Origin of the sequence: Micromonospora sp. NPDC049274, from assembly GCF_040678875.1 — a bacterium.
In the GTDB taxonomy this organism is placed as follows: Bacteria; Actinomycetota; Actinomycetes; order Mycobacteriales; family Micromonosporaceae; genus Micromonospora.
The window spans coordinates 16,674-30,892 of sequence record NZ_JBFAQS010000015.1 but is presented as its reverse complement, the minus strand read 5'-3'; the positions used below and the strand labels follow the sequence as shown (position 1 = coordinate 30,892).

At 70.0% G+C, this 14,219-nt stretch carries 10 protein-coding genes and 1 pseudogene; 10 read left to right on the top strand and 1 reads right to left on the bottom strand.

Annotation, left to right across the window (positions count from 1 at the left end):
* Positions 1-132: 132 nt before the first annotated feature.
* The 10 genes and pseudogenes from AB0K10_RS24810 to AB0K10_RS24765 all read left to right on the top strand — a co-directional run bounded on the left by AB0K10_RS24810 (position 133) and on the right by AB0K10_RS24765 (position 12,478).
* Entirely contained in the window at positions 133-1,644 is a 1,512-nt protein-coding gene (locus AB0K10_RS24810; RefSeq protein WP_363687172.1) for a sugar ABC transporter ATP-binding protein, read from the top strand.
* 118 nt (positions 1,645-1,762) lie between these two features.
* Positions 1,763-2,737 (top strand): ABC transporter permease, encoded by a 975-nt coding sequence (locus tag AB0K10_RS24805; RefSeq protein WP_363687170.1) that lies wholly within the window; start codon positions 1,763-1,765, stop codon positions 2,735-2,737.
* 1 nt (position 2,738) lies between these two features.
* Positions 2,739-3,716 (top strand): ABC transporter permease, encoded by a 978-nt coding sequence (locus AB0K10_RS24800; protein WP_363687169.1) that lies wholly within the window; start codon positions 2,739-2,741, stop codon positions 3,714-3,716.
* A gap of 10 nt (positions 3,717-3,726) precedes the next feature.
* Positions 3,727-4,911: a substrate-binding domain-containing protein gene (locus AB0K10_RS24795; protein WP_363687167.1), complete on the top strand. Its 1,185-nt coding sequence runs from the start codon at positions 3,727-3,729 to the stop codon at positions 4,909-4,911.
* Between the two features lie 8 nt (positions 4,912-4,919).
* Positions 4,920-5,771, top strand: a complete 852-nt coding sequence (locus AB0K10_RS24790) for a sugar phosphate isomerase/epimerase family protein (protein WP_363687165.1) — start codon at positions 4,920-4,922, stop codon at positions 5,769-5,771.
* A gap of 96 nt (positions 5,772-5,867) precedes the next feature.
* Positions 5,868-8,264, top strand: a complete 2,397-nt coding sequence (locus AB0K10_RS24785; protein WP_363687163.1) for an RICIN domain-containing protein — start codon at positions 5,868-5,870, stop codon at positions 8,262-8,264.
* Positions 8,265-8,416: 152 nt separating this feature from the next.
* A pseudogene (locus AB0K10_RS24780) lies at positions 8,417-8,749 on the top strand (glycosyl hydrolase); the annotation flags it as partial.
* Positions 8,750-9,042: 293 nt separating this feature from the next.
* Positions 9,043-10,707: a ricin-type beta-trefoil lectin domain protein gene (locus AB0K10_RS24775; protein ID WP_363687161.1), complete on the top strand. Its 1,665-nt coding sequence runs from the start codon at positions 9,043-9,045 to the stop codon at positions 10,705-10,707.
* Between the two features lie 320 nt (positions 10,708-11,027).
* Entirely contained in the window at positions 11,028-11,741 is a 714-nt protein-coding gene (locus AB0K10_RS24770) for a GAF and ANTAR domain-containing protein (RefSeq protein ID WP_363687159.1), read from the top strand.
* A gap of 2 nt (positions 11,742-11,743) precedes the next feature.
* Positions 11,744-12,478 carry a GAF and ANTAR domain-containing protein gene (locus AB0K10_RS24765; protein ID WP_363687157.1) on the top strand — a complete coding sequence of 245 codons (735 nt, stop codon included), beginning with the start codon at positions 11,744-11,746 and terminating at the stop codon, positions 12,476-12,478.
* A 166-nt stretch (positions 12,479-12,644) separates the two neighbouring features.
* On the opposite strand, the gene AB0K10_RS24760 is transcribed toward AB0K10_RS24765, so the two are convergent.
* Positions 12,645-14,072 carry an endo-1,4-beta-xylanase gene (locus tag AB0K10_RS24760; protein ID WP_363687155.1) on the bottom strand — a complete coding sequence of 476 codons (1,428 nt, stop codon included), beginning with the start codon at positions 14,070-14,072 and terminating at the stop codon, positions 12,645-12,647.
* Positions 14,073-14,219 lie beyond the last annotated feature (147 nt).

Here is a 14,219-nt window from a genome sequence, read left to right as displayed (position 1 = left end):
CAAGGAAATGTTTGCACCATAAAAACGCAAGTTCCGCAGGGACCTGCGAAAGTGCGTCGCTCAGCGCGTTCGACGGCCTACCGGCCGGTGTACGGATCTTGTCGATGACTACTATGTGTAAGGGCTATCGGGATGGCAGATCCACAACCGGCACCGCTGCTGGCCCTGCGGGGCATCGGCAAGTCCTTTCTGGGCGTACGCGTCCTCGGCGATGTCGACCTCGATGTGGCGCCGGGCGAGGTGCACGCCGTCGTCGGTGAGAACGGCGCCGGGAAGTCGACCCTCATGAAGATCGTTTCGGGTGCGTACACCCCGGACGAGGGCACCGTCGAGTTCGCCGGTCAACCCCGCGCGTTCCACGGCCCCCGCGACGCGCAGCGAGCCGGCGTCGGCATCATCCACCAGGAGTTCAACCTGCTGCCCGAGCGCACCGTCGCGGAGAACGTCTACCTGGGCCACGAGCCGGTCCGGCGCGGGCTGGTCGACCGCCGCGAGATGCTGGAGCGCACCCGGCGCCTGCTGGCCTCGATCGGGGAGACCGCGCTGCCGGCCGACTCCCGGGTGGGGCGGCTCGGTGTCGCCCAGCAACAGGTCGTCGAGATCGCCAAGGCGCTCGCCCTGGACGCGCGGCTGCTCATCATGGACGAGCCGACCGCCGCGCTTGCGGACCAGGAGGTCGAGCTGCTCTACGGGCTGGTGCGCCGGCTGCAGGAACGCGGCATCGGCCTGCTCTACGTCTCGCACCGGCTCACCGAGGTCTTCGACCTGTCCAGCAGGATCACGGTCCTCAAGGATGGGCGCCGGGTGACCACCGTGGACACCGCGCAGACCAACTCGGACGAGCTGGTGCGGCACATGGTCGGCCGCGAGCTCTCCAGCTACTACCCCGAGCGGGCGGGCCCCGACGACCGTGGGCCGGTGCGCCTCACCGTCCGGGGTGGGGGCAACCGGAAGCTGCGCGCGGTGGATCTCGAGTTGCGCGCCGGTGAGGTGCTCGGCGTCGGCGGCCTGCAGGGTTCCGGCCGATCGGCGCTGGCCCGTGCGCTCTTCGGGGTGGCCCCGTTCACGACCGGCGACGTCGAGGTCGACGGCGAACCGGTGCGGCTGCGCTCGCCGCGCGCCGCGATGCGGGCCGGCATCGCGTACGTCACCGAGGACCGCAAGGGTGAGGGCATCGTGGCTCGGCAGTCGGTGTTGGACAACGCGCTGCTCGCCAGCCGGGCGGTGTTCGCGGCGCGGTCCGGTCGTGCCGCCCGCACCGCACGGGTGCGTGAACTGCTCGACGCCGTGGAGGTCCGCGCCGCCGGCGACGACCAGGAGATCCGCTTCCTCTCCGGCGGCAACCAGCAGAAGGTCGTCCTGGCCCGGTGGCTCGCGCTGACACCACGGATCCTGCTCTTCGACGAGCCGACCCGCGGCATCGACGTGGGCGCGAAGTCGGCCATCCACGATCTGGTCCGCCGCCTCGCCAGCGATGGCGCGGCCGTCCTGATGATCTCGTCGGAGTTGCCGGAGCTGCTCGGCATGAGCGATCGGATCGTCGTTCTGCGCGACGGCCGGATCGCGGGCGAGCTGCCCGCCGGCGCGACCGAGGAGGACGTCGTCGCCCTCGCCGTCGGCGCCGTCCGGGAGGCCGCCGCGTGAGCGCGAGGAGTGAGCCGGTTTTGCGAGCCCCGCAGTCGCGAACGAAAGAGGGTTCGGTGAGCGCGAGGAGTGAGCCGGTTTTGCGAGCCCCGCAGTCGCGAACGAAAGAGGGTTCAGCATGACCGCCCTGTCGCTTCGGCCGGCCAGACGCGCCGTACCGGGTGTGTTCGTGGCCCTGGCCCTCACTCTCGTCATCGGCTGGCTGGTCGTTCTGCTCGACGGCGGCCAGCTCTTCAACCAGTCGACGACGGTGAGCCTGCTGCACGTCGCCGCAGGCCTCGGGCTCGTGGCCGTCGGGCAGACCCTGGTCATCCTCGGCGGTTCGCTCGACCTGTCGGTGGCGTTCGTGATCAGCCTGAGCACCCTCGTGGCGGCCGAGGCGATGAACGGCAGCGACGGCGCGGTGCTCCCGGCGATCGGGCTGGCGCTCGCGGTCAGCGCGGCCGTCGGGCTGCTCAACGGGCTTCTCGTCACCAAGCTGCGGATCAACGCGTTCATCGCGACCCTCGGGGTCGGGCTGCTGCTCAAGGGCTACCTCGACAACGGCTACGACGGCCCGGCCGGTGAGAGCGCTCCGGTTCTCGTGCGGATTCTCGGCTACCAGCGGATCGGCCCGGTCCCAGTGTCCTTCCTGCTGCTGCTCGCGGTGACCGCGGCGGCCTGGTTTGCCTTGTCGCGTACCCGCTTCGGCCACCATCTGGTCGCCGTCGGCGGTGATCCGGAGGTCGCCAGGCTCTCCGGCGTCCGTAACGACCGGGTCCTCATCACGGCGCACATGCTGTGTTCCCTCTGCGCCGGCCTGGCCGGTGTCTACCTGGCCAGCCGACTCGGCTCCGGCGCCCCGCGGGTGGGCACCGAGGGGCTCTACGACCTGGAGTCCATCGCCGCGGTGGTCCTCGGCGGCACCGCTCTCGCCGGCGGACGCGGGGGAGTCCTCGGCACGGTCGGCGGCGTGCTGCTGCTCGCCAGCATCGACGCGGTCTTCAACCAGCTCGAGGTGGACGCGTTCTTCAAGCAGGTGATCCGCGGCGTGATCATCATCGCCGCCGTCGCCGTCTACGCCCGACGGGCCATGCGAAAGGCGGGGTCCTGACATGCGGGTCGCCGAACGTCGTCCGCTGCCGCTGCGGATCCGCACCGACGGGATCGCGCCGATCGTGGCGCTCCTGGCGGTTCTGCTGATCCTCGTCGCGTTCGTCCAGCCCGACTTCCTCGCGCCACCGTCGCTGATGTCGTTCCTCGGGCGCTCCGCACCGATCATCCTGCTCGCCGCCGGTCAGTACTTCGTGATCGTCTGCGGGGAGTTCGACCTCTCCGTGGGTTCCCTGGTCACGGCGCAGGTGGTCGTCGCCGCGCGGCTCATCGACGGCGACCCGTCACGCACCTGGCCGGTGGTCGTGCTGCTGCTCGCCGGTGGTGCGCTCGTCGGGTTGGTCAACGGCCTGGTCACCACGCTGCTGCGGGTGCCGTCCTTCATCACCACTCTCGGCATGTTCCTGATCCTCGTCGGCGCGGTGTACCTGTGGTCCGACGGCGCTCCGAAGGGTGGGCTCTCCGAGGAGTTCCGCCGCTTCGGTCGGCGGGCCATCGAGGACGTGCCGCTGCTGGGTCGGATTCCGTACGCGCTGCTCGTTCTGGTGGTCGTCGCCGCGATCGCCGTCGTGCTGACGCGCTCCGACTTCGGCCGCACGCTTGTCGCCGTCGGCGACAATCCGCGCACCGCCGAGCTGAGCGGTGTACGGGTCGCGCGCACCAAGACGATCGCCTTCATGCTCAGCGGTCTCGCGGCGGCGGTCGCGGCGATCCTCCTGGGCGGGTACAGCGGCGTGTCGTTCCAGGCCGGTGTCGGCCTGGAGTTCGGGGCGATCACCGCGGTCGTGCTCGGTGGGGTCGCCCTCGGTGGTGGTCGCGGCTCGGTCGTCGGGGCGATGCTCGGCGCGCTGTCCCTCGAGACGCTCTTCGCGCTGATGAACTTCACAGGCGTCTCCGGCGCCCTCAGATCCACCGTCCAGGGCGTGATCATCCTGCTCGCCGTGGCGGTCTCGTCCCTGCGTTCCTCCTCCTCCCGATAAAGGTGATTCGATGAGACGATCCATGACCGCCCTGGCCGCGGTGAGTGTCCTGGTGCTTGCGGGATGCGCCACCGACGAGCCGACCGCGTCCCCCTCCGGCAGCGCCTCCGCGCAGGCCGGATCGGGCACCGGGGAGCAGTCCAAGTTCTTCGTGCAGGCCGATTACGACAACGAGCTGGCGCTGCTCGACGCCGCCCCGACGGGCCCGGCCGACAAGCCGTGGGAGCAGGTGCTCAACCCGAAGATGGTGGACACCGCGAAGTTCAAGAAGTCCGGCAAGCACAAGATCTGCTTCTCCAACGCGGCGCTGAACAACCCCTGGCGGCAGGTCGGGTTCAAGACGATGCAGGCCGAGGTCGAGGCGCAGAAGAGCCGGATCAGCGAGTTCGTGCACGTCGACGCCGAGGGCAAGGACCAGAAGCAGATCGCCGACATCAACGACCTGCTCGGCAAGAAGTGCGACGCCCTCATCGTCTCGCCGAACACCACCGCCACGCTCACCCCGGCGGTCGAGGCCGCCTGCCAGGCGGGTCTTCCGGTGGTCGTCTTCGACCGGGGGGTCAACACCACCTGCCCGGTTACGTTCATCAACCCGGTCGGCGGCTACGGCTTCGGCCATGTGGGCGCTGAGTTCGTCAGCCAGAAGATGAAGCCCGGCGGCAAGCTGCTGGCCCTGCGCATCCTGCCCGGCGTCGACGTGCTGGAGACCCGCTGGTCGGCTGCGAAGATCGCCCTGGACAAGGCGAAGGTCGACGTCGTCGGGGTCGAGTTCACCGACGGCGACCCCGCCAAGACCAAGAAGATCGTGAACGACTACATCCAGCGGTACGGCACGATCGACGGGGTCTGGATGGACGCCGGAGCGGTAGCCGTCGCGGCGGTCGAGGCGTTCCAGGACGCCGGCAAGCCCGTCCCGCCGATGAACGGCGAGGACCAGCTCGACTTCCTGAAGCTGTGGAAGGACAAGAAGCTCACCGCCATCGCGCCGACGTACCCGACGTACCAGTGGCGGACCCCGATCATCGCCGCGCTGAGCATTCTCGACGGTGCCCAGGTGTCCAACCCGTGGAAGCTGCCGCAGCCGACGATCACCCAGGACAACCTGGACCAGTACCTCGACGCGAGCATGCCGCCGCTGCACTACGCGATGTGCGGCTGCACCGACCTGCCCGGCTACCCGCAGCGCTGGAAGTAGGGTTCGCGGTGTACGCCATCGGCGTCAACCCCTGGGTGTGGGCCTCGCCGGTCGACGACGAGGCCCTCGCCGAGCTGATCCCGCGGATCGCCTCGTTCGGCTTCGACGCGGTCGAACTGCCGATCGAGCAGCCCGGCGACTGGGACCCGGCACGCACCCGGGACCTGCTGGCCGCGCACGGTCTCGTCGCGGCCGGCGTCTGCGCGGTCACCCCGCCCGGCCGGGATCTGGTGGACGCCCCGCCGGCAGTTGTCGAGTCGACAGTCGCGTACCTCATGGGGTGTGTGGCGAGCGCGGCGGCCGTGGGCGCGCCGTGTGTCGGCGGTCCGGTGTACGCCGCGGTCGGCCGCACCTGGCGGATGTCGCCGGCGGCGCGCGCGGCGTGCTACGCCGACTTTCGGCGGGCCCTGACGCCGGTGGCCGAGCGGGCCGGGGAGTGCGGCGTGAGCATCGGTGTCGAGGCGTTGAACCGCTACGAGACGAGCGTGGTCAACACCATCGAGCAGACCATCGATCTGATCGACGGTCTTCCGGCGAACGTCGGCATCATGATCGACACATATCACATGAACATCGAGGAGGCCGATCCCTACGCCGCCCTCGCGCTGGCCGGCCCGCACATCAAGCACGTCCAGGTCAGCGGCACCGACCGTGGTGCCCCGGGCACGGATCACTTCGACTGGCCCCGCTTCTTCACCGCCCTGCGGGGCACTGGTTACCAGGGTGCGGTCTGCATCGAGTCGTTCACGGCCGACAACGAGACCATCGCCACCGCTGCGTCGATCTGGCGTCCCCTGGCGCCCACGCAGGACCGCCTCGCCCTCGACGGCCTGCACCATCTGCGGAAGGTCGTCGCATGAGCCGGCTCGACAGTGGTGTTAGCGCTAACGCCGCCCCACCAAGCCCGCCTCGTTGAGGCGTCCCCCACCACCCCCACAGTGTCAGGAGACCGTCCCGTGTCCGTTCGCTTCCTTCCCGCAGCCCGCAGGCTTTTGGCCGGCGGCGCCGCGGCGGCGGTGACCGCTCTGGTCGCCGTGACCGCCTCGGCGTCCCCGGCCCTCGCGGCGACCACCACCCTCTACGCGTCCCCCACCGGCACCGGCACCACCTGCACGTCGGCCCAGCCGTGCTCGTTGACCGGCGCGCAGACCGCCGTGCGGTCGCTCAACAGCACGATGTCCGGCGACATCGTGGTGGAGCTGGCCGACGGCGTGTATCGGCTCGCGGCGCCGTTCCGGCTGACCGCAGCCGACTCCGGCAACAACGGTTACCAGGTGATCTGGCGGGCCGCGGCCTCGGCCCGCCCGACGATCAGCGGCGCCCGGGCGGTCACCGGCTGGTCCCTCGTCGACTCCGGCAAGAACATCTGGCGGGCCAGCGTCCCGGCCGGGCTCGACAGCCGTCAGCTCTACGTCAACGGCGCCATCGCCACCCGGGCGCGCACGGCCGTGAACCGGTCCGACTTCACCTTCACCACGTCGGGCATGCGGTTCAGCAACAGCGCGCTGAGCTACCTCAACAACGTCGGCAACCAGAACCGGGTCGAGGTGGAGAGCGTCGGCTCGTTCACCGACCGGTACTCGCCGGTGCAGAGCATCAGCGGCAACTTCCTGACCATGCAGCAGCCGGCCTGGAACAACAACACGTTCGGCTTCGACACCCTGTCCCGCCCGCACCGGGCCGGACCGTTCTACCTGGCCAACGCGTACGAGTTCCTCGACTCCCCGGGAGAGTGGTACCTCAACCCGGGCAGCGGTCAGCTCAACTACATCCCCCTCTCCGGGCAGAACATGAGCTCCGTGAGCGTGGAGCTGCCGCAGCTGCAGTCCCTGGTCAACGTCGGCGGCACCTACGACGCGCCGGCGCACCACATCTCGTTCAGCGGCATCACCTTCACCGGCACCAGCTGGCTCGGCCCGAGCGGCAGCAACGGTTTCGCCGACCAGCAGACCGGCGCGCACATCGTCGGCACCTGGGCCCGTCCGTCGGATGCGTTGACCTCCTGCCAGGAGGGCTGCCCGCTGTTCGAGGCCACCCGCCCGAGCTGGGCGCAGATGCCGGCCGCCGTGCAGGTCTCCGCCGCCAACACCATCGCCTTCAGTGACTCCCAGTTCGTCAACCTGGGGCAGACGGCCATCGGTATCGGCAACGACGCCAACGCCCACGCCAGCGGCGTCGGTCTCGGTGTCAACAACATCACCGTCACCCGCTCCGAGATCGCCCGCAACTCGGCCGGCGGCGTCGTGGTCGGCGGCGTGCGCGCCGACGCCCACCACCCCAGCGACCAGCGGATGGTCAACCGCAATGTCACGATCAGCAACAACAAGGTGCACGATCTCGGTCTGGAGTACCGGGGCGTCGTCTCGATCCTGACCACCTACGTGAACACCTCGCTGGTTTCGCACAACGAGGTCTACAACATGCCGTACACCGGCATGTCGGTCGGCTACGGCTGGGGCGCCAACGACGCCGGCGGTAGCCAGCACTACGCGAACCGGGGCCTGTACAACTACCAGCCCCGCTACTCGACGGCGACCACCGCGGCCAACAACCAGGTCATCGGCAACTACGTGCACGACGTCATGCAGCAGATGACCGACGGCGGGTGCATCTACACGCTGTCGGCGAACCCGGGCGGGTTGATCTCCGAGAACTACTGCCTGCGGACCAACGGCTGGTTCGGGCTCTACTTCGACGAGGGCTCGCGCTACTACACCGCCCGCAACAACGTGTTCTCCTCCGTCGGCACCTGGGCCACCGCCAACTACTTCTACGCGGAGAACATGGGCAACTTCACGGTCACCAACAACTGGTCGACCAGCAGCGGCACGAACGTGACGAACGGCGACCGCGGCAACGTGGTCAACAGCAACACCACGGTCTCGAACGGCAACTGGCCGTCCGGCGCGCAGACGGTCATCAACTCCGCCGGCGTGCAGAGCGGCGGCAACCCCAACCCGCAGGGCGCGCAGCTCGTCGGCGTCCAGTCGGGTCGCTGCGCCGAGATCGGCAACTCCAGCACCACCAACGGCACGCAGGCCCAGCTCTGGGACTGCATCAGTGGCGCCGCCAACCAGCGGTGGACCCAGACCGCGAGCCGGCAGCTGATGGTCTACGGCACCAAGTGTCTGGACGCTTCCGGCCAGGGCACCGTCAACGGCACGAAGGTCGTGATCTGGGACTGCAACGGCGGCACCAACCAGCAGTGGAACGTCAACTCCAACGGCACGATCACCGGTGTGCAGTCGGGCCTCTGCCTGGACGCCAACGGCGCCGCGACGGCGAACGGCACCAAGCTCATCCTCTGGGCCTGCAGCGGCGGCACCAACCAGCAGTGGCAGTTGCGCAGCTGACATCTGGTTCGCCCCGGCCGGCCGCACCCCGGCCGGGGCGTCCCGGCGGCGGGCCGCCGACCGGCAGGGCCCACCCATTGCCGCCGGTCATCGACCAGCGGCTGTGTTAACGCTAACCCGCACAGGTCACCCACGTCCCCGCGGGTGTACCCCAGCTCAGCGGGTGCGGCGGCGGCACCTGGCCCAGCGCGTACTTCGGTCTGCACGGCATCACCGACTCGGTGCTCAACATCTCCTCGGGGCGGTCGTTGCGGGACACGTTCGTGCGCAACAACGGCCGCACCGCGCGGAGCCCGCGCGAGCCGGCCTCGGGCAGCCGCACCCACGTCACCACCGCCTACTCCGGCTGCCGGGCCGGATATCCGGTGCAGTGGGCGGCGTTCGACAACGGCCACCTGCCGGGGCCGGTGGACGGCACGTACGCCGAGAGCGGCATCACGACCTGGGCCAAGGGTGAGGTGTGGCGGTTCTTCGCGCAGTTCTGAGCGATTCCGCTCGCCGACCGCGACACCGTCGCGTCGATGTCTGAGCGTCGACGCGCGGTGGCCGGTTGACAGTTCGCGGGCAGGGGCGGTGTCCGGTCACGCGACCGGGTGCCGCCCCTGTGGCGTCGGGGAGCCGTGCGGCAAGACATGGAAGTAGTTGAATTCAACGTAACGGCTCCGTAATATGACCGGCGTCGGCTGTTAACGCTAACAGTGGGCTCGTAGACATCATGGCGCCCGCCTCATCCGGGCCGCTGTCCCTGGTGGACGGCATCACGAAGGGATGCTCCCGTATGAAGCGAAACGTCCGAGCCCGGCACTGGGGGCGGGCAGCGGCGGCCGGACTGCTCGTGGCTGCCGCCCTCGTGGGCCTGCGCGCCCCGGGGGCACAGGCACTGGAGAACGGCGTCGCACGGACGCCCCCGATGGGCTGGAACAGTTGGAACTCCTTCGGGTGCAACATCAACGAGGGGCTGATCCGGCAGACGGCCGACGCGATGGTCAGCAACGGCATGCGCGACCTCGGCTACCAGTACGTCGTGGTCGACGACTGCTGGTTCAACCCGAACCGCGACAGCTCCGGCAACCTCCAGGGCGACCCGACCCGCTTCCCCAGCGGGATGAAGGCGCTCGGCGACTATCTGCACGCCCGCGGGCTGAAGTTCGGCCTCTACCAGGTGCCCGTCGACAAGACCTGCGCCCAGTACTTCAACAGCTACCCCGGCGCGACCGGCAGCCGGGGCCACGAGGCGCAGGACGCCCGGCAGTTCGCCGCTTGGGGCGTCGACTTCCTCAAGTACGACTGGTGCTCGCCGAGCGGCAGCATCAGCGAGCAGGTCACCACGTTCGCCAAGATGCGTGACGCACTGGCCGCGAGCGGCCGGCAGATCGTCTACAGCATCAACCCCAACAGCATCCACGCCAAGACCGGCCCGCAGCGCGACTGGGGTGACGTGTCGAACATGTGGCGGACCACCGAGGACATCACCAACGCGTGGGACACCGGGCAGACCAACGGCTACCCGATGGGCATCCAGAACATCATCAACGTCACCGTCCCCCTGGCGCCGTACGCGCGTCCGGGCGCCTTCGCCGACCCGGACATGATGGAGGTGGGCCGGGGCGGAATGACCGACACCGAGATGCGCAGCCACTTCGCGATGTGGGCAATCATGGCCTCGCCGCTGATCGCCGGCAACGACGTGCGCAACATGAACTCCGCGACGCAGACCATCCTCAAGAACGCCAACCTGATCGCCATCAACCAGGACACCCTCGGGTTGCAGGGCAGCCAGGTCTCGTTCGACGGCACCCGCCGCGTGCTCGCCAAGAGGCTGGCCAACGGTGACGTCGCCGTCGCCCTGTTCAACCAGGGCGGCTCCACGACGACGATCTCGACCACGGCCGCCGCCGTCGGCAAGTCCGGCAGCTCCTTCACCCTTGTGGAGGCCTGGAGCAACGCCACCACCACCAGCACCGGCGCCATCTCCGCCAGCGTTCCGGGACACGGCACGGTGGTGTACCGGGTCAGCGGTGGCGGCAACACCACCCCGCCGCCCACCACCACCCCGCCGCCGAGCACGTCCTTCGCGCTCGCCAGTGTGGCCTCGAACCGCTGCCTGGACATCCCGGCGAGCAACACCACCAACGGCACCCAGCCGGTGATCTGGGACTGCAACGGGGCCGCCAACCAGCGCTGGACGGCCAACGGGCAGAACCTCCAGTCGCTCGGCAAGTGCCTGGACGCGCCCACCAACGCCACGGCGGGCAGCAAGGTCCAGATCTGGGACTGCAACGGCGGGGCCAACCAGCGGTGGACCCTCAACTCGAACGGCACGATCAGCGGGGCGCAGTCCGGCCTCTGCCTCGATGTCAACAACAACGGGACCGCCAACGGCACCACGGTGCTCCTCTGGTCCTGCACGGGGGCCACCAACCAGCGCTGGACCCAGCGCTAGAGGTCAGTTCTCACACGTGCGGCACAGGCCCTCGCGGCAGTGCCGACAGGTCCGGGCCGGGGCGAAGTCGCCCCGGCCCGGACCTGCGTGGGGCGGGCGTCGAGCGCGCCAATCGGCTCACCGCTGCGATCCGCGCCTGCCTCGACGCCCGAGCCGGCCTCAGCGGTGTGAGTCGGCCTCAGCGGTGTGAGTCGCCGCCCTACGGGGTAGGGGGACGTCGACGGCGGCCATGCAACGAGATGCTGCCACGATCCGACGGGGTGACCAGCTGTGCGCGACTCTCACCTGCCGGCAGGCGCCGGCCGACACGGACGTCGGCGATGAGCGAGCCGACAGCGGACCCCACCCACGCCTTGGCCGAGTTGAGCCGGATCCGACTCGACGAGGTCAGCCTCGACGACATGCTGCTCCGAGTGGCCACGCTGGCCAGCCGGAGCGTGCCCGGCGCCAGGGAGGTCTCGGTCACCCTCGTCCGGGCTCAGCTCGGTTGGACCGCCGCGTTCACCGGCGACCTGGCCCGCGAGCTGGACGAGTGGCAGTACGAGCAGCAACGGGGTCCGTGCCTGGACGCCTCCGCCAGCGGCGACACCCTCTCCCTGCCGGACATGACGGTCGAGCAGCGCTGGCCGCAGTGGGCGCAGCGGGCGCGCGCCGCGGGCGTGGGCAGCTCGTTGTCGATCGGGCTGCCCATCCAGGAGTCGGTGGTGGGGGCCCTCAACGTCTACGGCGGCCCGGCGAACGCCTTCGATCCCCCGGCGGTCGCGGTCGCGGAACAATTCGCCGCGTACGCGGCGGTGGCGCTCGCCAACGCCCACCTGTACGACAGCGCCGCCACCCTGGCGGAGCAGATGCAGGAGGCGATGCGTAGCCGCGCGGTGATCGAGCAGGCCAAGGGGATCATCATGGGGGAGCGGCGGTGCACGCCGGACGAGGCGTTCGCGCTGCTGTCGAAGATCTCCCAGGACACCAACCGCAAGGTGCGTGACGTGGCCGAGGCCCTCGTCGCCAGGGCGGCGCAGAGTGCTCGGGTGTGATCGTGGGTTCCACCGACCAGGGAGACGATGTGTTGTCGCCGACGCCTGAGCAGTCGCCCGAGGCACTGCGACGGGCGTTGCTCGCCCTCGCCGGCCTGCCCGACGAATCTCCGGCGCTGCCGGCGCACCTGCGCACGATCGTCGCGCTGAGCGCCGCGGTGGTGGGCCCTGTCGACTTCGCCTCGGTGACCGTGTCGGCAGCGGAGGGTCCGCGCACCGAGGCGTCCAGCGCCGACGCCGCCGAGGAGATCGACCTCGCCCAGTACGCGGAGGACGCCGGGCCCTGCCTCACGGCACTGCGTTCGGCAACGACTGTCGGCGTGCCCGACCTGGCCGGCGTGGTGGTCTGGCCCGGCTTCCGGGACGTGGCCTGGCGGTACGGGGTGCGGGCGTCGCTGTCGATCCCGCTCTTCGCCGGCAGCGGCGCACCGGTCGCCGGGCTGAACCTCTACGCCCGCGACGTCAGTGCCATGCGACAGCTGATCCAGCGGGTCGAATCCTGCTACGCCGGCGACTCCGCGTCGACCACTCGGCTGGACGCGGGCAGCGAGCAGCTTCTCGCGGGGCTCGCGGAGGCGCTGCGCTGCCGCGACCTCGTCCAACGGGCGCTCGGTGTGCTGATGGACCGGGAGAACGTGGCCGTCGGGCCGGCCTACCGGCGGCTGGTCGACGCGACCACCTCCGGCAGCTCGTTGACCGGCACGGCTTCGGCCATCCTCCGTCAACACCTGAACTGACGGCTGACGTCGGGCCCCGTCGGGATCGCGCCTCGGGCACGGGTGTCGACACCGGGGCGTGCAAGACATCCGAGGTGATCGACGGCCGACAAGGGGCGGCACCCCCGGGGCGCGCGGTACGTCCGCGACGCCCCGGGGGTGCCGGAGTGAGCTGAGAGGGGACGGATCAGCTCGCGGTGCAGGTGGGGGTGCCGGACGGGCTTGCGCCAGTGCCCTGGAAGCCGAACTCGGTGCTGGCTCCCGCGCCGACCTGGCCGTTGTAGTCGACGTTGCGGAAGTCCACCGCGCCCGACGAGCCGCTGGCCTGCGCGCTCCAGGTGTTGGTGACGGCGGCACCCGAGGGCAGCGTGACCCGGACCGTCCAACCCCGCAGGGCCGTCGACCCGGCGGTGACCTTGACGGTGGCGACGAAGCCGCCGTTCCAGGAGTTCAGCGACACCGAGGCCGTGCAGCCGTTACCCGTTGGCGGCGGGGTCGTCGGCGGCGGGGTGGTGGGCGGCGGAGTCGTCGGCGGCGGGGTCGTCGGCGGCGGGGTCGTCGGCGGCGCGGTGGTCGGAATGGGCGTTCCGGAGTTCAGGGCGTTGAGGACCGAGGTGTACGCGGCCTTCTTGTTGCCCGAGCGGTCGAACAGCAGCGGGTTGTCGTTACCGCGCCACGAGTCGCTGTCCCGCACGCCCCACACGGTGATCCCGGTGCACCGAGCGATGGCCATGCATGCCCGCGTGACCTGGGCGTACGCGTTGGCCTGGTTGGAGCCCTGGGTGATGTCCAGCTCGGTGATCTGCACGTCGACGCCGAGGTCGGCGAAGCGCTGCAGGTTGGCCTGGTAGTCGCTGGGCACCGACGTGCCCAGGTGGGACTGGAAGCCGACGCAGTCGATCGGGACGCCGCGGGACTTGAAGTCGCGCACCATGTTGTAGATGCCCGTGGACTTCGCGTTGATTCCGTCGGTGTTGTAGTCGTTGTAGCAGAGCTTCGCGCCCGGGTCGGCGGCGCGGGCGGCACGGAACGCGACCTCGATCCAGTCGTTGCCGGTGCGCTGCAGGTTGGAGTCGCGGCGTCCGCCGCTGCCGCCGTCGGCGAACGCCTCGTTCACCACGTCCCAGGCGTAGATCTTGCCCCGGTAGTGGGTGGCGACCTGGGTGACGTGGTTGATCGCGGCGTTGCGCAGGGCGGTGCCGGACATGCCCTGCGCCCAGCCCGGCTGCTGCTGGTACCACAGCAGTGTGTGACCGCGGACAAGCATGCCGTGCGACTGGGCGTGAGCGACGATCTGGTCCCCGCCGCCGTAGGTGAACCGGCCCTGCTGCGGCTCGGTGGCGTCCCACTTCATCTCGTTCTCGGGAGTGAGCTGGTTGAACTCCCGGTTCACGATGCTGGCGAACTGGCTGTCCGACAGCTTGAAGGCGGGTACCGCTGCGCCGTAGTAACGGCCCTTCTCGGCTGCCGAGGCGCCAAGGGTGGTGCCGGCGTTGGCGGCGGAGGTCATCGCCACCGTCGCGGCGGCGGCCGCGAGGGTGGCCGCGAGCGGCACCAGCACCCGACGACCCCGGAACCGGGGTCGTGGCGCGTCGTCGTCGGGGATCTTGTCCATGGGGTTCTGCCTTTCGAGATGGTGGCGGCCGGAGGCGAGGGGTCGACCTGCTCGACCGGTGGTGGGCTGCCCGTCGCGATCTGTTCGGGCTGCGTGCAGGGACCCGGGTGCGACCGGACAGGTTGCCAACAGCGATGACCTGAGAGC

Coding starts and splice junctions, on each gene's coding strand:
- AB0K10_RS24810 (WP_363687172.1), top strand. CDS start 133: ATGGCAGATCCACAACCGGCACCGCTGCTGGCCCTGCGGGGCATCGGC.
- AB0K10_RS24805 (WP_363687170.1), top strand. CDS start 1,763: ATGACCGCCCTGTCGCTTCGGCCGGCCAGACGCGCCGTACCGGGTGTG.
- AB0K10_RS24800 (WP_363687169.1), top strand. CDS start 2,739: ATGCGGGTCGCCGAACGTCGTCCGCTGCCGCTGCGGATCCGCACCGAC.
- AB0K10_RS24795 (WP_363687167.1), top strand. CDS start 3,727: ATGAGACGATCCATGACCGCCCTGGCCGCGGTGAGTGTCCTGGTGCTT.
- AB0K10_RS24775 (WP_363687161.1), top strand. CDS start 9,043: ATGAAGCGAAACGTCCGAGCCCGGCACTGGGGGCGGGCAGCGGCGGCC.
- AB0K10_RS24770 (WP_363687159.1), top strand. CDS start 11,028: ATGAGCGAGCCGACAGCGGACCCCACCCACGCCTTGGCCGAGTTGAGC.
- AB0K10_RS24760 (WP_363687155.1), bottom strand. CDS start 14,072: ATGGACAAGATCCCCGACGACGACGCGCCACGACCCCGGTTCCGGGGT.